Genomic DNA, 19151 nt, shown 5'->3' with positions numbered 1-19151 from the left:
AACTCGCCGAGTATAGGGTCTGGATTGCCGGTTGAGGGTTGACCTGAGTCGTATGCCGCTGTCCGAAAGGCGCGTGCTAGAGTGGCGCGCTTATCTGATTGCGGAGTTGTCGATGCCCGTTTCCCTGCGCTTCGGGGCCTGCCTGGTCCTGTTTCTGAGCCTGCCCCTCGGCGCCGCCGAGAACGCGCCCATGCATGGCCAGTTCCTGCCGCCTGACGACCTTTCACTGCGCCATGAACAGCCTGATCAGCAGCAGTTGATCCAGATCACTGAGTACTCGGTCGTGTTGGGTAGCCAGCGCCAGTCCAACCAGCAGCCGATTCCGATCACTTCGCCCGCCGTGGTGCGTCTCAAGGGCAAGCCGCTGAGCAAGGGCGCCGATGTGCGACAGGTGGTGATCCAGTTCGACGTCGAGGGCAAGAGCTTGAAGAAGCCGAGCTATGACCCCCAGAGCCGCATCCTAAGCCTGAATTACCCGATGGTGCAGTACGCGGCCGTGCTTGATCTGTTGCGCAACGGGCCGGTGTATTGCCAGTTCCTCAGCTACCCCAACGGCCATGTCTGGGCCGACCTGCACAGCGGCGCGGTACGCCTGCGTTGAGCGTGGGGGCCGGGCGGAGGTAAACTGCCCGCCCCGTGATACCTGGCCCGAGAGAAGTGAGCGATGCGTAAAGACAAGAAGCAGGTGATTGGCGAAGAAATCTCCGAGGACTCGATCAAGCTGTTCCTCGCGGTCGAGCCGGCTGATTCCACGCCGCCGTCGCTGCACAAGCTGATCAAGGCCTACCGTGGCCTGCGTATCGATGACTTCGAGCGCTTCGTCGGCTTCTTCGTCGAAGCCGGTTACGACCTCAATGCCAAGGATGAGCAGGGCAACGACTTCATCGCCCTGATTCAGGACCAACGCCAGGCCGAGCCCTATATTGAGGTGATCAAGGCTGCGCGTGGCTGATACCTTGCGCTGACGAACGAGCCCCGCCATCGAGCGGGGCTTTTTCTTTGGCGCTGATGCTCGGCTCGCACAAGACAGGCGCTTCGAGTCGGCTTTCAGCAGACAAAAAGAAACCGCCCCGAAGGGCGGTTTTTTTCGATCAGCGTGATGCCCAGGCTCAGGCGATGCTCTGCGCCGCGGTATCGACGCTGGTCAGGCCCAGGCGCTCGTCGGAGCGGGTGCTGACTTCGCGGTACAGGGCCGCGTCGCTTTCCAGGGCCTTCTCGCGGGCCGGGAAGATTTCCTTCAGCTTGGCAACCCACTGCTCGGAACGGGCCTGCTCGGCGAAGCAGCGCTCGATCAGGTTGAGCATGATGGACACGGTCACGGACGCACCCGGAGAGGCACCCAGCAAGGCAGCGATGCTGCCGTCTTCGGCCGAGACCAGTTCGGTGCCGAATTGCAGGATGCCGCCGTTCTTGGCGTCCTTCTTGATGATCTGCACACGCTGGCCGGCCACTTCCAGGCGCCAGTCGGCCGGGTTCAGGTCCGGATAGAACTTGCGCAGGGCATCCAGGCGCTGTTCCTGGGATTGCATCACTTCCTTGACCAGGTAGCGGGTCAGGTCGAAGTTGTCGCGAGCCACGGCCAGCATCGGGCCGAGATTGCTCGGGCGCACCGAGAGCGGCAGGTCCATGAAGGAACCGTGCTTGAGGAACTTGGTGGTGAAGCCGGCGTAAGGGCCGAACAGCAGCGACTTCTTGCCATCGACCACACGGGTGTCCAAATGCGGCACGGACATCGGCGGGGCGCCGACTTCGGCCTGGCTGTAGACCTTGGCCTGGTGCTGCTTGACCACTTCCGGGTTGTCGCAGCGCAGCCACTGGCCGCTTACCGGGAAGCCGCCGAAGCCCTTGCCTTCGGGGATGCCGGAGAGCTGCAGCAGCGGCAGTGCGCCGCCGCCGGCACCCAGGAACACGAAGCGTGCGGACACTTCGCGACTGGCGCCGGTCTGGGTGTTCTTGATGCTGGCTTTCCAGCCCTTGTCGGTACGGTTGAGGTCAGTGACCTTCTGGAAGTAGCTGACACGGGTGTTCGACAGGCTGGTGAGGTATTGCAGCAACTGATTGGTGACCGCGCCGAAGTTGACGTCGGTGCCGTTCATGGCGCGGGTCGCGGCGATCTTCTCGGACGCGTCGCGGCCTTTCATCATCAGCGGCGTCCATTTGGCCATGGTGGCGCGGTCTTCGGTGTACTCCATCTCGCTGAAGGCGTGGTGCTGGCGGAGCAGCTCGAAGCGCTTCTTGAGGAACGCGGTGTCTTTGTCGCCGCGCACGAAAGAAAGGTGCGGGACGGCGTTGATGAAGGTCTTGGGCGAGCCGAATGCGCTCTTGCCGCTCATGTAGGCCCAGAACTGCTTGGAGACCTCGAACTGGGCGTTGATGTTGATGGCCTTCTTGATGTCGATGGAGCCATCGGCCGCCTGGGGCGTGTAGTTCAGCTCGCAGAGGCCTGCATGGCCGGTACCTGCGTTGTTCCAGGGGTTGGAGCTCTCGATGGCCCCCGACTCCCGGAGTTCTGCGATCTCCAGCTTGATGCCGGGATCGAGCTCTTTAAGCAGTACCGCCAGCGTAGCGCTCATGATGCCGGCCCCGACCAGCAACACGTCCACTGCTTCGTAATCGTTTTGCGCCATTTGCTCGCCACTCTCTCGTGAAGTAGTGAAAAACCGTCTTCTCACGCTCTTTTGGAGACGTGAACCTCAAAAGGATCGCCTACCCCCGGGCAGGCCGCTTCCGTCTGCGCGCGCGTTACTACGCATGCGTCCCTGCAAAAAAGCGTTTGCAATTTGGGCGAAAGGATGCGGCGAACCAACGAGTGGCAGCGCGAAAAGTGGACGGCTCTCTGTGGGGCTGTGCGGATGCCCAAGCTGGCGCGAGGTGCGGTGTTGCGAGGCCCGATCAGGAGACGACCTTATAATCGGGGGGCGATTATAACGATGAAATCGGGGGAATAGGGCGCTTGCTGTGACTTTTCTTCATCCGCCGGTCAGGCTGCCAACGCGCGGCGGCGTGCAGGCTGTCCGACGACCGGTGCGACGCGGGCGCTTGCGGGGAGGGGCTGGTCGAGCCAGGCGAGGCTGGATTCGCGGACTTCCACCCAGTTGCCGGTGGCCGGGCAGTCGATTCCCTGGTGCAGGCCACGGCAGATCCCGGCGGTATCCACCAGGGCGAAGCAGCGGCGTTGCGGGCGACGGGCGAACAGGGACCAGAAGAGGATCATCGGGACTACTCCAATCAGGGCAGCGCCTTTATCCCACGCGGGCGTGACAAGGGCATGACAGGAACCGCAAGCACGGATGGCGGTCTGACATTGCACGGGAATGGCGCTCTGTCAGTACCCTGGCTGGCTGGTTATACTGCCGGCCGTTTTGCCTTCACTCCTGGAGAGATAAAGCATGCTGAAACGCCCGTTGCTTGGCCTGCTGGCCGCCCTCAGCCTGACCCTGGTCGGCTGTGCCCTCAGCCCGCAGCAACTTAGCCCGCAACCAAAGCTCACCGGCCCGCTGACCCCGATGGGCCAGGGTCAGCCGGTGGTGGTGCGCGTCGCCGATGGTCGTCCGTCCCCGGTGCTTGGCACCCGTGGCGGCATCTATTCCGACACCAGCGCGATCAGCGTGCAGAGCCAGGACATCCTGCCGCGCCTGCAGGCTGAGGCCGAGGCCGCTGTGCGCCTTCTAGGCTTCACCCCGTCCCCGAACGCTTACAACGCCCCGCAGTTGACCCTGACCCTGGCCGACCTGAAGTACCAGTCGCCCAAGGAAACCTATGTCACCGAGGCCAACATCAGCGCCAGCTTCCGCGTCGATGTGCAGAACAGCACCCGTCGCTACAGCGGCAAATACGGCGCCTCGCTGAACCAGCGCTTCGGTACCGCACCGAACCAGCAGACCAACACCAAGCTGGTGAGCGATGTGCTGAGCGACGCCCTGACCCGTGCCTTCAAGGACCCGACCATCGGTCAGGTGCTTTCGCAGTAAGGCAGCCCTGCACGATGGAGCCCGGCCAAGCGCCGGGCTTTTTTCTGCGTGCAACTGCAGCGCAGTGGGTTCTTTGTGGGAGCGGTTGCAGCGGCATTCGTCGGAACGACCACGTGAGGGGGGGCTGGTTTCGGTAAACTCCGAGCCTTCCGAGAAGCCGCCTGGTCAAGGGCGGACATTTCCTTGTCTTGCAGGTTGCGTGCACGGTCGCACCGCCTGAAGCGGAGTTGAAGATGTCGCTGCAGGCGCTTTGGGCCATGTTCCTGGCCCACCCCGCACAGGTTGTGAATGGCCTGGCTTTGTTCTTTGCATCTGCCGGCGCCTGGGTGTTGCTGGCTACCCGTCTGCGCGAGCAGCGTTCCATTGCCCGTCTGGCCGCCGAGAGCGATCTGGAGGAGATGGAAGCCGCCGATGTGCAGGATGAGTCTGCCCGGCGCCTCAATTGCTTCTTCTACAGTTTCGGCTATTTCAGCTTGGCAGTAGCCTTGGGCGTGTCCTGGGCCAGTACGCAACTCTGAGTGCAGCAGCGCAAAACAAGAACGGCGACCCAAGGGTCGCCGTTTTGCGTTCTAGAGCCTGGTTAAAGCGGTAGACCTGCCTTGATCCGGTACTGATTGCGCACCGGGGTGGCGTACTGCTGGATCAGGTAGGGGCGTTGCTCTTCGGGGCAGGCGCCCAAGCGTTTCTGCCACTCTGCCTCGGCGCGGGCCAGTTCGTCGCCGCTGAACACTTCCGCAGCCGACGGTACCTGCAGTTCCGGGTCGCGTTCGCCCCACAGGGCGTAAGCCAGGTAGTGCACCGGGAACAGGCGATACCCGCCGAGGATCTGTTTGTCGATTTCCTGGGCCAGTTGCTTGGCATCTTCGCTGGCGCTGCCGATCTCGCTACCGAAGGCAATGTGCACCCGGCCTTTGTAGCCGGTGATGCCCAGGGCAATGCTGGTGTCGTCTTCGCCCGCGGCCTTGGCGTAGCTGCCCGTGCTGGCGCGGATCTGCAGTTCACGAGCCTTGGCCTGGTCGCAGGGGTCGTACTCGTAGCTGATGGATACCGGAATCAGGTGCAGGTCACGAATCACATTCGAGAAGGGTTCGTCCTTGCGACTCATGTGGAACATCTTGAGGATTGCCGAATCGGTGCGGTCATCACCGTCCTTGGCGCGACCCTCGGCCTGGGCAATCCAGATCGATTGTCCATCCTGGCGGATCGAGTGATTGATGTAGGCCGACAGCAGTTGGAAGGCTGCCAGCTTCTCGCGGCGTCCAGCCAGGTTGCGGTGCACGATGAAGCTCTTGTTCAGGCGCATCAGGTCGCTGACGTAGGGCTTCTGCAGCAGGTTGTCGCCGATGGCGATGCGGGGCGTCGGAAGGCCTGCGTGGTACACGGCGTAGTTGACGAAGGCCGGGTCCATGACGATGTCGCGGTGGTTGGCCAGGAACAGGTAGGCGGTGCCTGGCTTCAGGCGCTCCACGCCCGAGTAGGTCACGCCGTCGGTGGCGCGCTCGATGGTGTTATCCACATAGGGCTCGATGCGGTCCTGCAACGCGGCCACCGAATCGATGCTGGCGAACTCCCGACGCAGCCGATGAGCTATAACAGGCTTGAGGAGCCAGCCCAGCGGCCCCGCCAGTTTCGGGAAACGATAGCGGGTGAGGGTGCCGAGGAAGGCGTCATCGGCGAACAGGCGCGAGAGCACTGCCGGTACCTCGGCATCGTCATAGGGTCGGATGGCTTCAAATTCGCCCATTGGTCACTCTTGTTCTGGAATCGGCTGGGTAAAAGGGGAGGAGGCCCCGACATGTCAGGCTGCGTGAAAACGTCGCGAGCGCAGCAGTTTTCATTCAGTCTGAATACGGGGCGTCAAATAGACCGGCGATTATACAGGCAAGTCACACGGGAGGCGGGATGCTGGAAACAGAGGACTACCAATGCCCTTACTGCGGCGAGCCGGCCGAAGCTGTGCTCGATCTCTCGGGTGGCGACCAGCAATACATCGAAGATTGTCCGGTGTGCTGCCGGCCTATCCTGTTCCTGCTCTGGACCGACGGCCAGGACTGGAGCCTGGAGGTTCGCCGGGAGGATGACTGATGCGGCGCATCTACGAGCCCAGGGACCTGATCGAAGCCGAACTGCTGCTGGACATGCTCTCCAGTGAGGGTGTGGAGGCCCACCTGGCCGGTAGCCATCTGCTGGGGGGCATCGGTGAACTGCCGATGTTCGGCTTGCTCGGCCTGCTGGTCGAGGACGACGACGCCGAACGCGCCAGCGGGTTGATCGCCGCGTACAATGCCGCGCAACCGCTGCCGGGCGAAGAGCCTGACAGCTATCCCGGCACGCTGCTCTGCTGATCTCCGACCTGAACAGGCTGCCCCATGTCTGGACGTTTTGCTCTGTTTCGCTGGACGCCTGCACTGGCGGCCCTTCCTGGTTTCCCCGCCGACCATCAACCGCACTGGAATCTGGCCCCCGGTGGCCGGGTATTGATGCTGCGTGAATTGGGTGACCAGCGCCGCGCCGACATGGCCCGCTGGGGCCTGACTCCGGCCTGGCTCACTGACCTGTCGAAGACGCCTGCCCATGCCCGCGTCGAAACCCTGGCCGACCAGCCGATGTTTCGCGAAGCCTTCCGTTCGCGGCGCTGCCTGATCCTGGCCAACGGATTCTACGAGTGGCGCGGTGTGCGCAAGCGGCCCTACTGGGTCAGCGCCGAGGGCGGAATCATGTACTTCGCCGCGCTGTGGGAGGCCTATCCGGTCGGTGGCATGGAATACCTCAGTCTGGCGATGGTCACCCAGCCCGTGGCCGACCTGCGTCGCCCGCTGGTGCTGGACGAGGAAGGCCAGCGGCTCTGGCTGGCCGCTGATTCGACGCCAATGCAGTTGCTCGAACTGCTGGCCAGACCGGGGCCGCAGTTGCGCGAACGCCCCCTGGCGAACCTGGTGAATGACCCGAAGCTGGATGGGCCGGAGTGCCTGACGCCGGCCTGAGGCGCCCTTTTCCTACGAAAAGCCCCTCATTGAGAGGGGCTTTTGGTTTTACACCCTGAACTGATTGATCAGCCGCCGTTGCTGCTCGGCCAGCTTGGTCAGTTCGGCGCTGGCCTGGGAGGCTTCGTCGGCGCCGCCGGCGACCTCGTTGGCCACTTGGCCGATGTTGATCACGTTGCGGTTGATGTCTTCGGCCACTGCGCTCTGTTCCTCTGCCGCGCTGGCGATCTGGGTGTTCATGTCGTTGATCACCGATACCGCCTGGGTGATCGACTCCAGCGCATGGGCGGCCTCGTTGGCGTGCTGCACGCTGGTGTCGGTCTTCTCCTGGCTGTCCTGCATCACCTTCACCACTTCCCGAGTGCCGTGCTGCAGTTGCTGGATCATCGTCTGGATTTCTTCGGTGGCCTGCTGGGTCTTTTGCGCCAGGTTACGCACCTCGTCGGCAACCACAGCGAAGCCGCGACCTTGCTCACCCGCACGCGCTGCCTCGATGGCCGCGTTCAGCGCCAGCAGGTTGGTCTGCTCGGCGATGCCGCGGATGGCCACCAGGATGGCGTTGATGTTCTCGCTATCCTTGGCCAGGTTCTGCACCACGCCCACGGCGCGGCCGATCTCGGTGGCCAGGGCGGAGATGGCTTCGGCGGTGCTGTGGACGATGCGCTTGCCGTGGTTGGCGGCCTGGTCGGCGTGGCTGGCCGCTTCCGCCGCGTGGGTGGCGTTACGCGCCACGTCCTGGGCGGTGGCGGTCATCTCGTGGACGGCGGTGGCCACCAGCTCGATCTCCGCCAGCTGCTTCTGCACGCCCTGGTTGGTGCGGATGGCGATGTCGGCGGTGTGCTCGGACGAGTCGCTGACCTTCTGCACCGAGGTCACCACCTGGCTGATCATCGATTGCAGCTTGCCGAGGAAGGTGTTGAAACCGCCCGCAATGGCGCCCATCTCGTCGGCCCGATTGTTGTGCAGGCGTTGGGTCAGGTCGCCGTCGCCCTTGGCGATATCGTCGAGCATGCCGACCATCTGGCGCAGCGGACGGGCGATGCCGTAACCGACGAACCAGATCACCAGCAGACCGAGACCGGCGATCAGCAGGCCCACCAGGGTCATGCCGAAGATATCGGCGTCGCGCTGGGCAGCGAGGTCGCCCTGCAGCGCCTTGAGGTCCTTGAGCACCACGGCCTGGGGCAGTTGCAGCACCAGGGTCCAGCGGGCGTTGGTATCGGCGATGCCGAAGGGCAGGAGCAGCTCGATCATGTCCTGCTGCGGGTCGACGCTGAAGTGCGGCTCGCCCAGGGGCTGGCTCTTCAGGTGTTCGACCGTGGCGGCGCTGAACACGCTGGCGCTGGGTTCGCCCAGCTTCGCCGGGTCGTGGGTGTAGGCGACCAGGCGGCCGTTGCTGGCGACCAGGGCGATCTCGCCGGCGCCGTCATAGAGCTGGGCGTCGGCCTTGTTCAGCAGCTCCTGGATGAAGTCCAGGGAGAGGTCGGTGCCCACCGAGCCGAGGAACTTGCCGTCCACCACGATGGGTGCGTTGAACGACGACATCATCACCATCTTGCCGCTCAACTCGTAGGGTGCCGGGTCCACCACGCAGGGCTTGCGGGTTTCCTTCGCGCACAGGTAGTACTCGCCTTCGCGCACACCGGTGGCCAGCATCTTGTCGCTGTCCATGGTCGGGCCGAGCGCTTCGAGCTTGTAGCCGCCGTCGGCGGTGCGGTACCACCAAGGCATGAAGCGGCCGGTGGCGTCGTAGCCGTTTTCCGTCTGCCCGGCGTAGAGGCTGTCGTTGCCGTCGAGAGCGTTGGCTTCCCAGCCGATGAAGGCATCCAGCAGCTTGGGGTTCTGCACCAGGGTCTGGTGCACCAGATTGCTCAGGTGCTCGCGGCTGACGTTGAGCCGGGGATTGCCGGCCTGGTCCTTCTGGCCCAGCAGAATGTTGAGGTTGGCGATGTTCTTGGAGATACCCAGCGGCATTTCCAGCTCGCGCTGGATCTGGCTGACCTGGGAGCGCGCCAGCGCCACCAGGCGTTGCTCGATGCCCTGCTCGAGCAGCGCCTGGGTGCGTTGCTGCACCAGTTCCTGGGTTCGGGCGCCGGAGGACAGCGCATAGAGCACCAGCGCGGCGACCACCGCAAGCACGCTCGCCCCGGCCAGGGCAGCGATGGAAAACTGGATGGACCTGAACTTCATGGGAACTCCGGAAACAGGGATTTTACCTTGAACCTATATATCGACAGCACTGTGAAATTTCCTAAGCCCTCCATGCAGATAAAAGCGCCTGCGGCTTGTCTACATACGACGCGGTTGCCGGGTTATCTGGCCGGCCGTAGCATTACCGACCTCGAAAAGAGATGGAGAGCCATCATGGCCAAGCTGTTTTACCTGTCCGGGCTGACCGCGGCCCTGCTCCTGGCAGGATGCCAGGCCGTCAACACCACCAGCGGCGGGGCAGTGGGCGTCGAGCGCAAGCAGTACATGTTCAGCATGTTGTCGAGTGCCGAGCTCAATCAGATGTACGCCCAGTCCTACCAGCAGACCCTGAGCGAAGCCTCGCAAAAGGGCGTGCTGGACAAGAACAGCACCGATGCCCGCCGTGTCGACGCGATCGCCAAGCGGCTGATCGCCCAGACTCCCGCGTTCCGTCCGGACGCCGCGCAATGGGCGTGGGACGCCAACGTGATCGACAGCGACGAGCTCAACGCCAACTGTGGTCCCGGTGGCAAGATCATCGTCTACAGCGGCTTGATCGATAAGCTCAAACTCACCGATGACGAACTGGCGGCGGTGATGGGCCACGAGATCGCCCACGCCCTGCGCGAACACAGCCGTGAAGCCATGTCCAAGGCCTATGGCGTGCAAATGGCCAACCAGATTGGCTCGGTGCTGGGCGTCGGTCAGGCCGGCCTGGGCATGGCCAATGCGGGTGTCGACTACTTGATGACCCTGCCCAATAGCCGTTCCAACGAGAACGAGGCAGACCTGATCGGCCTCGAGCTGGCCGCCCGTGCCGGCTACGACCCGAACGCCGCGATCACGCTCTGGCAGAAGATGGAGCAGGCCGGTGGTGGTGCGCCGCCCGAGTTCATGAGCACGCACCCGTCCTCCAGCTCGCGGATGTCGTCGCTGAAGGCGGCCATTCCGAAAGTGATGCCGCTGTACCAGCAGGCCAAGGGGCAACGCTGAGGAGAGCGAGGTGCCGGCCCAGCGGCTGGCATCCCGGCAACCCGCGTTCTAGACTGCTTGCCGCCACTTCGGACTCTCCGGAGTGGCGAACCTCCAACGGATGAGGAGCTGCAGTGAAAATCGCCGTACTTGGAGCAACCGGCTTGCTTGGCCATCACGCGGCTCGGGCGGTGAAAGCCGCGGGGCACCAACTGGTGCTGATACATCGGCCGTCGTCACGGATCGAACGGCTGGCCTACCTGGAGCCCGAGTGCCGGTCCGCCGAACTGCTCGATCATGCCGGTCTCACTCGCGCGCTCAGTGGCCTGGACGGTGTGATCTTCTGCGCCGCACGCTACCCGAAGCGGCCGCGCCGCTGGCAGGAAGAGGTTGCCAGCGCCCTCGACGAGACCAACCACTTCTACGCCGCCTGCCTCGCTGCCCACGTGCCGCGCATTCTCTATACCGGTGCTGCCATTGCCCTGCCACGCCATCCCGAAGGCCTGCCCGGTCACGAGGGGTTGTTCTATGAAGGCATGCCGCGCTGGAAGAACGCTTACCTGCTGAGCAAGTGGGCGCTGGATGAGCAGGCTCGCGAGCAGGCCCGGAGCGGCCTGCCGGTGATCATCGGAATTCCTGGCATGTGCCTTGGTGAGTTCGATGCCGGCCCCAGCACCGGGCGCATCATCACCGCCATGGCCCAAGGCTGGATGACCCATTACGTACCGGGTCGGCGCAATGTGGTGGATGCCGCCGATGCCGGGCGCGGCCTGCTGCTGGCGATGGAGAAGGGGCGAGTGGGCGAGCGCTACCTGCTGACCGGGCAGAACATCGAGATGGCCGAACTGACTGAGCGCATCGCCAACCTGCTTGGCGTGCAGCCGCCGCAACCGATGCCGCTGGCGTTGGCCAAGGGCATGGCGGCACTCGGCAGGATGCGTTATCGGCTTTCAGGCGAGTTGCCGAAGCTGGATGACACAGCCATTGCGGTGATGGCCGGCGGGCAGTTCCTGGATGGCAGCAAGGCGCGCCACGAACTGGGCTTCGTTGCCGAGACGCCGCTGGAGGTCACCCTGGAACGCACGGTCGGCTGGTTCCGGGCCAACGGCTATCTCTGATCAGGGCAGGGCTTTCTCGGCCAGGGGCTGGGTCGCGAGGCCGAGCTGGGCGCGGAAGCTTTCCATGTCGAACATGGTGCAGATCTCCTGTACCTCTCCCAGGCTATTGAGGGTCCAGAAGGCCATGGCCGAGATGCTTAGAATCCTGTCGCTGGGTGGATAGCCCAGGGCGGGCTTCTGGATGCTGCCGATCAGGGTGCACCAGGTCACCACCTTGTTGCCTTCGGCTATGCATTCCTCCACCACCACTTCCAGGTCGGGCATGGCATCGCGAATGTTCGCCACCATCTGGCTGTAGGCGGTGCTGTTGAGGGGCCGGCCAATGAAGGAGCTCTTGTAGAGAAAGTCCTTGCTTTGCAACTGCTCGGCCAGCGCCAGGCGGCCCTTGTTCCACGACAGCTCGATGTGCTGGCGAACCAGCCTTTTCATATCGTCCAGTGACACGATGTGCTCCCCTGCGCCTTGATCCAGCGCGCCACTTTACCAGCACGATCGTTCCAGCCATTGGCCGAAACGCCGCCGGTTGAAGGCAACTTCGTAGGATGTGGCCGGCGGCGCTCCGCTTGAGCGTTGCTCAACCCATCCTACGAAAGGTTGTGCGGGGCCGGTCAGATCATTCCGCTGAGTTTCAGCGCTTCGTATATGGCGTAGAAGGCGAGCGCGGCGAAGGCAAGGGCAGCCAGGCGGCGGATCAGCGTCAGTGGCAGGCGATCAGCAGCGAAGTTGCCGGCCAGCACCACCGGGACGTTGGCAATCAGCATGCCGAGAGTGGTGCCCAGGACTACCATCACGAAATGCGGGTATTGCGCTGCCAGCATCACAGTGGCGACTTGGGTCTTGTCGCCCATTTCGGCGAGGAAGAAGGCGATCAGGGTGGTGACGAACGGGCCGTACTTCTTCAGCCCGGACTCTTCGTCGTCATCCAGCTTGTCCGGTACCAGGGTCCAGAGGGCGACGGCGGCGAAAGACGCGGCAAGAATCCAGCTCAGGGTGGCGGCGGAGAAGAAGCTGGCGACCCACGAACCCACCGCACCGGCGGCGAAGTGGTTGGCCAGGGTAGCGGCGACGATGCCCCAGATGATCGGCCAAGGCTTGCGGAAGCGGGCGGCGAGCAGAAGCGCGAGCAACTGAGTCTTGTCACCGATTTCGGCGAGGGCAACGATCAGAGTCGGGACGAAGAGGGATTCCAGCATCAGGGTTCCTACGGGGGTGGGTCGACTAATCACCATGACACACGCAATCTGCCCACCCCGGGTCAGGTTGTATGTGTCATAGGTCTTGTCAAACCGCGGGCCTGTCTATGCAGGCTCTGGGTCGCATGCGCCATGGTCTGTGGACCAAGTGTGTTGACGCATGCCATGCGAGCAGGGCGCTCGCGGGAGACTACTCCCCTAGGACGGGGCGCATTTTGCACAAGCCGGGTCGCCCCGGCAAGCACGAAATGCCGGTTGGTCAGTTGTCGCCGCCGCGCACGTCCATCTCCGCGTAGCTCACCAGACGGCTGCCCTTCTTCAGGCGGTAACCCAGCCAGATCACGAGGAACAGCGGCAGGCTGATGTAGGTGGCTGCAAGGCCCGCCCAGTCGATGCGATCACCGAAGAACGCCTGGTAGTTCTGCCCGAGGGTGATTGCCAGGCACAGGATGAAGGCGAACAGCGGGCCGAAGGGGAACAGCTTGGCGCGGTAGGGCAGGTCTTCCAGGCGACCGCCCTGGGACAGGTAGCCCTTGCGAAAGCGGTAGTGGGAGATGGCGATGCCCAGCCAGGCGATGAAGCCACACATGCCCGAGGTGTTCAGCAGCCAGGTGTAGAGGGTGCTGTCGCCGACGATCGAGGTGAAGAAGCACAGCGCGCCGACCAGGGTGGTGGCGTAGAGGGCGTTGCGCGGCACGCCGCTGGCGGACAGGCGAGAGAAGAGCCGCGGTGCCTTGCCCTGCAGCGCCAGGTTGTAAAGCATGCGGCTGGACGCGTACATGCCCGAGTTGCCGGCCGAGAGAATGGCGGTAAGGATCACCGCGTTCATCACGCTCGCCGCGGCAGCGAAGCCTGCACGCTCGAAGAGCAGGGTGAAAGGTGAAACGCTGATATCGCTGGCGTCGTTCTTCAGCAGGTTCGGCTCGGTGTAGGGGATCAGCATGCCGATCACGAAGATGGCCAGGATGTAGAACATCAGGATTCGCCAGAACACCTGGCGGATGGCGATGGGGATGTTCTTCTTCGGGTTCTCCGACTCGCCCGCGGCAATGCCGATCAACTCGGTGCCCTGGAACGAGAAGCCGGCGATCATCGCGACGCCGACCATGGCCTGCAGGCCGCCGACGAAGGGGGCGTCACCCAGGGTGAAGTTGCTGAAGCCCGGCGACTCGATGCCGCCCATGATGCCGAAGATGGTGGCCAGGCCAATGCCGATGAACACCACCACCGTCACGACCTTGATCAGGGCGAACCAGAACTCGCTTTCGCCGAAGCCCTTCACCGAGATCACGTTGAGCAGGAACATCAGGCCGAGGAACAAGGCGCTCCAGTAGATGCCGGGCACGTCCGGCAGCCAGAAACTCATGATCAGCTGCGCCGCTACCAGTTCAGCGGCAATGGTCACCGCCCAGTTGTACCAATAGTTCCAGCCCAGGGCGAAACCGAAGCCATCGTCGACGAAACGGCTGCCATAAGTGCTGAACGATCCAGAAACCGGGATGTGCGCGGCCATCTCGCCCAGGCTGGTCATCAGGAAGTAGACCATCAGGCCAATCAGTGCGTAGGCCAGCAGCGCGCCGCCCGGTCCGGCAGTTGCGACCGTGGCGCCGGAGGCGACGAACAGGCCGGTACCGATGGAGCCGCCGATGGCGATCATGTTCAGGTGGCGGGGTTTGAGGGAGCGATGCAGCCCATCCTTGAGTGGAGTGGCGCCGGCAGTGTTTAAATTGGTCACAAAGATCTCCAGATCCCCCAGCCGAGACCAGGGGAGAGGGCGGCTATTGGATGCCGCTTGAGCAAGGGTATTGAGGCGGTGCCCGCCAGGTCAGACCCGACGGGAACGGTAAATGCGGAAGCCATCCCCTTCGGCGAGGGTCTGGCAGGGGCCGAGATGGTACTCGATAAGCGGCGGGTATTTGAGGAAGCTGTTGGCCACGATGCGCAGTTCGCCACCTGGCAGCAGGTGATCCCTGGCCTCGCGCAGCAAGTCTTCGCTGGCCTGGTAATCGGTATGCACCCCCTGGTGGAAGGGCGGGTTGCTGATGATTGCCGCCAGGCCTTCGGGCGCGCCGTGGATACCGTCTGCAGCGATCACGTCACCCTCCAGGCCATTGGCGGCCAGGGTCAGGCGGCTGCTGGCGACCGCGAAGGCATCCACGTCCAGCAGGGTCAGCTGGCTCTGTGGATAACGGCGCTTGAGTACCGCGCCGAGCACCCCGGCACCGCAGCCGAAGTCCAGCAGATGGCCGCTGGGCAACCCCTCCAGTTGCTGCAGGAGCAGGGCGCTGCCGCGGTCCAGCCGGCCATGGCTGAACACGCCAGGCAAGCTCACTACTTCCAGCGGGCCGTCAGTCAGGTCCAGGCGATAGCGCTGGGCCAGGGCTTCCAGGTCGGGGGCGGCGGGAGCCTGGTCGATGTTTACCTGCCAGAGCTGGCAGTGGCGCGCGCTGTCCAGCTTGCGCGGCTTGCCGAGGGTGGCCAATTGTTTGGCGGCACGTTCGATGCCGCCGCGCTTCTCGCCGACGAGGAACAGTTCGCCACCGGGCAGGCGCGCGGCGAGCGCAGCCAGCAGGTAGTCGGTGAGCTCGCGGGACTTGGGCAGAAATAGCACGGCCGCGGCAAAGGGCACGTCCGGCGGTGTGGTGCCGAACTGGCTGCGCCCGGCGAAGCGGGCTTCCAGGGCTGCCTGTTCACCGGCGTGCCAGCTCCAGCCGCTGGCCTGCGGCAAGGTGCCGAGCAGGTCGTCCGCCGGTAGCCCGGCGAGCAGCACCGGGCGTTGGAACAGTTCCGCCTGCCTGAGCAGGACTTCGCTGCGAGGGTCCATCTGAGGAAAGATCCTGATAAAAGCAGCGAATTTTATCAGGAACTTGTAGGAGCTAGCTTACGACTCTGACGGGCGAATCCTTCAGCCAGGCGACGCCGTTGTCGGCGAGTTGCTGCACGATGCGCTGGCGGGCCTCGCGGCTGCCCCAGGCGTTGTGCGGCGTGACGATCAAGCGTGGGATGTCGGCGGCCAGCAACGGGTTGCCGTCGCGCGGCGGCTCCTGAGTCAGTACGTCGGTGGCGGCACCGCCCAGATGGCCGCTGCGCAGGGCGCTGGCCAGGGCCTCTTCGTTCACCAGGCCGCCACGGGCGGTGTTCACCAGTAAGGCTCCGGGCTTCATCAAGGCCAGCTCGGCGGCGCCGATCATGTCGCGGGTCTGTTCATTGAGCGGGCAGTGCAGGGTCAGGGCATCGACCTGGGGCAACAGCTCATGCAGCGGCAGGCGGTCGGCGCGCTGAGGGCGACCGGGCAGTTGGCCGAGCAGCACGCGCATGCCGAAGGCTTCGGCCAGGCGCGCCACTGCACCACCCAGCTCACCATGGCCGAGCAGGCCCAGGGTCTTGCCCTCCAGTTCCATGATGGGGAAGTCCAGCAGGCAGAACTGGCTGGCTTGCTGCCAGCGACCGGCGCGCACGGCGGCCTGGTAGTCCGGCAGGCTGGTGGCCAGTGCGAGCAACAGCGCCAGTGTGTGCTGGGCCACCGACGGCGTGCCGTAGGCCTGGCAGTTGCAGACGGTGATGCCATGGTTGCGAGCGGCTTCCAGATCGATGTTGTTGGTGCCGGTGGCGGCTACCAGGATCAGCTTGAGGTCCGGGTTGGCGGCCATGGTGGCAGCGTCGATGCGCACCTTGTTGCTGATAGCCACCTGGGCGCCGCGCAGGCGCTCGGCAACCTCTTCGGCAGCGGACTGCGCGTGCAGTTGCAGTTCGCCGAAGGCCAGCCGCAGCGGGGCCAGGTCGAGGTCGCCAAGATCGAGAGAAGCGTGGTCGAGGAATACGGCGCGGCTGCTGTTCATGCGGGGCTGTACCTTTTGCGAGTCCGTTGGAAGGCGTAAGGTTGCCAGCCTACCAAAGCTTGTTACATCCCTCGGAGGTCGCATGTACTGGACGGAATTCCTCACCGTCGCCCTGATTCACCTGCTGGCTGTGGCCAGCCCCGGTCCGGACTTCGCCATCGTGGTGCGCGAGAGCGTGGCCCATGGTCGCCGCGCGGGTACTTGGACGGCGTTGGGGGTGGGCATGGGCATCTTCGTGCATGTGGCCTATTCGCTGCTGGGCATCGGCCTGATCGTGTCGCAGTCGATCATGCTGTTCAACGCGTTGAAATGGGCGGCTGCCGCCTATCTGCTGTACATCGGCATCAAGGCCTTGCGTGCCAAACCCGCAGACCCGGTGGTAGCGGAAGCCTCCCTCATGGCCGGCGAGCGCAGCCCGCGCGGCGCCTTTGTCACCGGCTTCGTCACCAATGGCCTGAACCCCAAGGCGACTCTGTTCTTCCTGTCGCTGTTCACCGTGGTCATCAATCCGCATACCCCGCTGACGGTGCAGGCTGGCTATGGCGTCTACCTGGCGTGCGCCACCGCTGCCTGGTTCAGCCTGGTGGCGCTGCTGTTCAGCCACCGTCGCGTGCGCGCAGGCTTTGCCCGCATGGGCCACTGGTTCGACCGGCTGATGGGCGCGGTGCTGGTGGGGCTGGGGATCAAGCTGGCCTTTGCTGAGCTGAAGTAAATCGTTGAGGGCGCGAGCCTTCGGCTCGCTTGGCCCCTACAGGCAATGGTTCATTCCTTCTCCAGCGTGGCCAGCAGCCCCAGGCTGGTCACATACTCCCTCGGGTTCTTCCCCAGCAGGCGCCGGAACATGGCGCTGAAGGCACGGCCGCTGCCGTAGCCAAGGTCTACGGCCACTTTCTGCACGCTCTGTCCCGACAGCAGGCGGGGAAGGGCTTCAGTCAGCCGCAGCTGCTGGCGCCAGTCGTTGAAGCTCATGCCCAGTTCGCGGGCGAACAGCCGGGCCAGGGTGCGGCTACTGGCGCCTACCTCCAGTCCCCAATCTTCCAGTGTGCGGTCCTGCTCCGGCGCTTTCAGCAGTGCCAGACAGATGGCTCGCAGGCGTCGGTCCTCTGGCAATGGCAGGTGCAGGGGCATGTGCTCCAGGGCGGCGATTTCGTGGAGTAACAGCCGTTGCACCAAGGCTCTGTGCTCCTCGGCGTCCATCTCCTCCAGTTGAACGGCGCGCAGGATCAGTTCCCGCAGCAGCGGCGGGACCGCCAGCACGCAGCAGTCATCGAGGGACGCGGGAGCGGCATCGGCGGAGATGAACAGGGTGCGCATCTGCACCTGTCCGGCCATGAATATCTGGTGCTCCACGCCCGGTGGAATCCACACCGCCTGGGTCGGAGGTATCACCCAGGCGCCGGCTGTCGTGACCAGACGCATCAGGCCGCGTGCGGCGTAGAGAAATTGTGCTTCCTCGTGGCAGTGGCGTTCGACGTGGGCACCGTCCTGATAGTCGCGGGCAACCGCGCTCAAGCGATCGTGCTGGTGGAGTCTGATCAGCATGTCCGATTCGATGACTTCTGTGGCCGGTTGAGTCTTTATGGACAACCTAGCATGGCGCTTCCAACAACCAAACGTTCGCTGCCATGAATCGACCTCGAACCGTTATCCGCTTCATCAACGCCGCCCATGTGATTGACCACATGTTCATGCTCATCTTCCCGGCTGCCGTGCTTGGCATGGGGCGCGACTTCGGTCTTGCCTACGGCGAGCTGATCGGCCTATCGCTCGGCGGCTTCATCGCCTTCGGTGCGTGCTCACTACCCGCCGGCTGGCTGGGTGACCGCTGGAGCCGGCGCCAGATGATGCTGCTGTTCTTCCTGGGGATCGGTGCCTCGGCCATCTTCACTGGCCTCTGCACCTCGATTCCGGCCCTGGTAGCGGGGCTTACCCTGGTCGGGGTGTTCGCTGCCATCTACCACCCGGTGGGGACGGCAATGCTGGTGGCCCATGCAGAGAATCGCGGGCGGGAAATCGGCATTAATGGCATGTGGGGCAACCTCGGGGTGGCCTTTGCCGCGCTGCTCACTGGCTATCTCACCGCGCAGTTCGGCTGGCGCGCAGCCTTCATCCTGCCTGGCGTCGTGGCACTGCTGCTGGGCTTCTGGTTCGCCTGGTGCATGCGCGGCGAAGCGCCCACCGCCGCGGCGGCCGGCGCCCGACGCGGAGGCCTCGCGGCTGGAGTTTCGATGCCGCTGGTATTCGGTGTGCTGGCGTTAGTGACTGCGACTGGCGGTGTGGTGTTCAACGCCTCTACCGTGACCTATCCCAAGCTGTTCCAGGAGCGCCTGCATGACCTTTTCGTCGCACCGCAAACGCTCGGCCTAGTGGTGAGCCTGGCCTACGCCTTTGGTGCTGTTGCCCAGTTGCTGATCGGTCGGGTGATTGATCAGGTCAGCCTGAAGTTGCCCTTCGTGCTGCTGACCTTCTGCCAAGCGCCCTTGCTGCTGGCGATGGCCTGGGCCGACGGCTGGGTGGTGATCGTCCTGGGTGCGGCCTTCATGTTCGTAGTCTTCGGCCAGGTGACGGTGAACGACTCGATGGTCGCCAACTTCGTCGCACCCCATTGGCAGGCGCGGGTCTTCGCGCTGCGCTACTTCGTTTCTTTCGGTGCCAGCGCGGCGGCGATTCCGATGATCGCCTTCATCGAGCCGAGGCAGGGGCTTGTGGGGTTGTATCTGGTGCTGGTGGGGTTTGCGGTGCTGACATTCGCAGCCGCACTGGTGTTTCCGAGGACACCGGCGCATGTGGCGGTGGTGGCTTGAGGGTAGAAAAGGCGCGTTCGGATCAGTGCGCCGGGAACACACAAAAAAGGCGCAGCCAAAGCCGCGCCTTTCTCATCCCG

At 64.1% G+C, this 19151-nt stretch carries 21 protein-coding genes and 1 riboswitch; of the genes, 11 read left to right on the top strand and 10 right to left on the bottom strand.

All coding sequences use genetic code 11. The annotated features are described in order from the left end of the window. Positions 1 to 112: 112 nt before the first annotated feature. Both E8F20_RS15740 and E8F20_RS15735 read left to right on the top strand, forming a co-directional pair. The gene (locus E8F20_RS15740) at positions 113 to 601 is read left to right on the top strand and encodes a hypothetical protein (RefSeq protein ID WP_280284542.1); all 489 of its coding nucleotides are present in this window, start codon (positions 113 to 115) and stop codon (positions 599 to 601) included. Positions 602 to 664: 63 nt separating this feature from the next. After that, on the top strand, positions 665 to 952 hold the full coding sequence (locus E8F20_RS15735) for a PA4642 family protein (RefSeq protein ID WP_028629941.1): 288 nt from the start codon (positions 665 to 667) through the stop codon (positions 950 to 952). Between the two features lie 157 nt (positions 953 to 1109). Here the strand turns inward: E8F20_RS15735 and mqo are convergent, their stop codons facing one another. Next, positions 1110 to 2627 carry a malate dehydrogenase (quinone) gene (gene mqo / locus E8F20_RS15730; protein WP_280284541.1) on the bottom strand — a complete coding sequence of 506 codons (1518 nt, stop codon included), beginning with the start codon at positions 2625 to 2627 and terminating at the stop codon, positions 1110 to 1112. 353 nt (positions 2628 to 2980) lie between these two features. Continuing rightward, on the bottom strand, positions 2981 to 3214 hold the full coding sequence (locus tag E8F20_RS15725; protein WP_028629943.1) for a hypothetical protein: 234 nt from the start codon (positions 3212 to 3214) through the stop codon (positions 2981 to 2983). A gap of 175 nt (positions 3215 to 3389) precedes the next feature. On the opposite strand from E8F20_RS15725, the gene E8F20_RS15720 reads away from it, so the two are divergent. Beyond that, positions 3390 to 3971 (top strand): YajG family lipoprotein, encoded by a 582-nt coding sequence (locus E8F20_RS15720; RefSeq protein ID WP_028629944.1) that lies wholly within the window; start codon positions 3390 to 3392, stop codon positions 3969 to 3971. 233 nt (positions 3972 to 4204) lie between these two features. Then, positions 4205 to 4489 carry a hypothetical protein gene (locus E8F20_RS15715; protein WP_280284539.1) on the top strand — a complete coding sequence of 95 codons (285 nt, stop codon included), beginning with the start codon at positions 4205 to 4207 and terminating at the stop codon, positions 4487 to 4489. Positions 4490 to 4551: 62 nt separating this feature from the next. Here E8F20_RS15715 and E8F20_RS15710 read toward each other — a convergent pair whose 3' ends face one another. Beyond that, complete coding sequence (locus E8F20_RS15710; protein WP_280284538.1) at positions 4552 to 5715, bottom strand: 1-acyl-sn-glycerol-3-phosphate acyltransferase; 1164 nt, start codon at positions 5713 to 5715, stop codon at positions 4552 to 4554. A 158-nt stretch (positions 5716 to 5873) separates the two neighbouring features. Here E8F20_RS15710 and E8F20_RS15705 point away from each other — a divergent pair, with 158 nt between their 5' ends. The 3 genes from E8F20_RS15705 to E8F20_RS15695 are packed head-to-tail and all read left to right on the top strand — an operon-like array spanning position 5874 to position 6955. Beyond that, on the top strand, positions 5874 to 6056 hold the full coding sequence (locus E8F20_RS15705; RefSeq protein ID WP_028629947.1) for a CPXCG motif-containing cysteine-rich protein: 183 nt from the start codon (positions 5874 to 5876) through the stop codon (positions 6054 to 6056). Beyond that, the gene (locus E8F20_RS15700; RefSeq protein WP_280284537.1) at positions 6056 to 6316 is read left to right on the top strand and encodes a DUF2007 domain-containing protein; all 261 of its coding nucleotides are present in this window, start codon (positions 6056 to 6058) and stop codon (positions 6314 to 6316) included. The genes E8F20_RS15705 and E8F20_RS15700 overlap by 1 nt, the downstream gene beginning before the upstream one ends. 24 nt (positions 6317 to 6340) lie before the next feature. Continuing rightward, a complete protein-coding gene (locus tag E8F20_RS15695; protein WP_028629949.1) occupies positions 6341 to 6955 on the top strand; it encodes an SOS response-associated peptidase in 615 nt (204 codons plus the stop codon). Between the two features lie 48 nt (positions 6956 to 7003). On the opposite strand, the gene E8F20_RS15690 is transcribed toward E8F20_RS15695, so the two are convergent. After that, positions 7004 to 9145 carry a methyl-accepting chemotaxis protein gene (locus tag E8F20_RS15690; protein ID WP_280284536.1) on the bottom strand — a complete coding sequence of 714 codons (2142 nt, stop codon included), beginning with the start codon at positions 9143 to 9145 and terminating at the stop codon, positions 7004 to 7006. 174 nt (positions 9146 to 9319) lie between these two features. Between E8F20_RS15690 and E8F20_RS15685 the strand changes: the two genes are divergently transcribed. Both E8F20_RS15685 and E8F20_RS15680 read left to right on the top strand, forming a co-directional pair. Further along, complete coding sequence (locus E8F20_RS15685) at positions 9320 to 10138, top strand: M48 family metallopeptidase (protein WP_280284535.1); 819 nt, start codon at positions 9320 to 9322, stop codon at positions 10136 to 10138. Positions 10139 to 10251: 113 nt separating this feature from the next. Next, positions 10252 to 11235 (top strand): NAD-dependent epimerase/dehydratase family protein, encoded by a 984-nt coding sequence (locus tag E8F20_RS15680; protein WP_280284534.1) that lies wholly within the window; start codon positions 10252 to 10254, stop codon positions 11233 to 11235. Here E8F20_RS15680 and E8F20_RS15675 read toward each other — a convergent pair whose 3' ends face one another. The 5 genes from E8F20_RS15675 to E8F20_RS15655 all read right to left on the bottom strand — a co-directional run bounded on the left by E8F20_RS15675 (position 11236) and on the right by E8F20_RS15655 (position 16267). Continuing rightward, positions 11236 to 11679: a ketosteroid isomerase-related protein gene (locus tag E8F20_RS15675; protein ID WP_280284533.1), complete on the bottom strand. Its 444-nt coding sequence runs from the start codon at positions 11677 to 11679 to the stop codon at positions 11236 to 11238. It lies immediately after the preceding gene. Positions 11680 to 11843: 164 nt separating this feature from the next. Next, positions 11844 to 12425 (bottom strand): TMEM165/GDT1 family protein, encoded by a 582-nt coding sequence (locus E8F20_RS15670; protein WP_280284571.1) that lies wholly within the window; start codon positions 12423 to 12425, stop codon positions 11844 to 11846. Positions 12426 to 12444: 19 nt separating this feature from the next. Continuing rightward, a riboswitch (yybP-ykoY riboswitch) is annotated at positions 12445 to 12639 on the bottom strand. Between the two features lie 48 nt (positions 12640 to 12687). Next, entirely contained in the window at positions 12688 to 14163 is a 1476-nt protein-coding gene (locus E8F20_RS15665) for an amino acid permease (RefSeq protein WP_280284532.1), read from the bottom strand. Positions 14164 to 14253: 90 nt separating this feature from the next. Then, positions 14254 to 15252 (bottom strand): class I SAM-dependent methyltransferase, encoded by a 999-nt coding sequence (locus E8F20_RS15660; RefSeq protein WP_280284530.1) that lies wholly within the window; start codon positions 15250 to 15252, stop codon positions 14254 to 14256. 52 nt (positions 15253 to 15304) lie between these two features. Then, positions 15305 to 16267: a 2-hydroxyacid dehydrogenase gene (locus E8F20_RS15655; RefSeq protein WP_280284529.1), complete on the bottom strand. Its 963-nt coding sequence runs from the start codon at positions 16265 to 16267 to the stop codon at positions 15305 to 15307. 82 nt (positions 16268 to 16349) lie between these two features. Here E8F20_RS15655 and E8F20_RS15650 point away from each other — a divergent pair, with 82 nt between their 5' ends. After that, positions 16350 to 16979, top strand: coding sequence for a LysE family transporter (locus E8F20_RS15650; protein ID WP_280284528.1), 630 nt, complete (start codon positions 16350 to 16352; stop codon positions 16977 to 16979). A gap of 50 nt (positions 16980 to 17029) precedes the next feature. Here the strand turns inward: E8F20_RS15650 and E8F20_RS15645 are convergent, their stop codons facing one another. Then, positions 17030 to 17809 carry a helix-turn-helix transcriptional regulator gene (locus tag E8F20_RS15645; RefSeq protein ID WP_280284527.1) on the bottom strand — a complete coding sequence of 260 codons (780 nt, stop codon included), beginning with the start codon at positions 17807 to 17809 and terminating at the stop codon, positions 17030 to 17032. Between the two features lie 83 nt (positions 17810 to 17892). Here E8F20_RS15645 and E8F20_RS15640 point away from each other — a divergent pair, with 83 nt between their 5' ends. Further along, on the top strand, positions 17893 to 19071 hold the full coding sequence (locus E8F20_RS15640; protein WP_280284526.1) for an MFS transporter: 1179 nt from the start codon (positions 17893 to 17895) through the stop codon (positions 19069 to 19071). The last annotated feature ends 80 nt before the right edge of the window (positions 19072 to 19151 follow it).

The sequence above is a fragment of the Pseudomonas sp. BN415 genome, from assembly GCF_029871195.1.
GTDB classification, from domain to species: Bacteria; Pseudomonadota; Gammaproteobacteria; order Pseudomonadales; family Pseudomonadaceae; genus Metapseudomonas; species Metapseudomonas resinovorans.
Note: the sequence above shows the minus strand (reverse complement) of the source record. Positions and strands in the feature narration are given on the sequence as shown.